The sequence below is a fragment of the Pseudomonas sp. JV245A genome (genome assembly GCF_032424515.1).
Taxonomy (GTDB): domain Bacteria; phylum Pseudomonadota; class Gammaproteobacteria; order Pseudomonadales; family Pseudomonadaceae; genus Aquipseudomonas; species Aquipseudomonas protegens.
Window position 1 is genome coordinate 1 of the sequence record NZ_VYKE01000462.1, and the last position, 768, is coordinate 768.

1 protein-coding gene is annotated in these 768 nt (G+C 68.2%); it reads left to right on the forward strand.

Going from position 1 to position 768, the window contains the following annotated elements:
* Positions 1 to 768, forward strand: a 768-nt coding sequence (locus tag F6S12_RS32445; protein WP_315869949.1) for a phosphoenolpyruvate-utilizing N-terminal domain-containing protein, incomplete at both ends; no start/stop codon positions are given.

The window sequence follows — 768 nt, forward strand, 5'->3', positions numbered from 1 at the left end:
GCCCTGGTGCGCCAGACCGCCCTGAGCTTCAACAGCCATTCGCAGTTGACCTTCAAGGACAAGAGCGCCCCCTGCACCAGCCTGATTGCCCTGATGAGCCTGGGCATCGGTGAACAGGAAGAAGTGCTGGTCAGTTGCCAGGGCGACGATTGCCAGGATGCCCTGCAGGCGATGCTGCAGACCCTCGGCACCGCGATGGCCGCAGATGCCCATGGCGAAACCCCGGTACCGGCCCCGGCCGCCCAAGGCCCCGTGGAAGACGGCGTGCTGCCGGGCGTCTGCGCCGCGCCGGGCCTGGTATGCGGACCCCTGGTGCGGCTCAACGCCATGGTCCTTGCGGAGGATCATGGCCAGCATGCACCCGAGCCCCAACGGCAAGCATTGAGCACCGCACTGGACCAGGTGCGCGGGGAAATCCGCCACACCCTGGAGCAGGCCCGGCAACGCCGCGACCAGCAGGAACAGGACATCTTCAGCGCCCACCTGGCGCTGCTCGAAGACCCGACCCTGCTGGACGCCGCCGAAGCCTCCATTGCCCAGGGCCGCGCCGCCACCCATGCCTGGAGCGCGGCGATTACCGAGCAATGCCAGATCCTGCAGCAACTGGGCAGTACGCTGCTGGCTGAACGCGCCAACGACCTGCGGGACCTGCAGCAGCGCGTTCTGCGCGCCCTGCTGGGGGAAGCCTGGCACTACGACCTGCCAGCCGGGGCGATCGTTGCCGCCGAGGAGTTGACCCCTTCCGACCTTCTGCAACTCAGCGCCCAG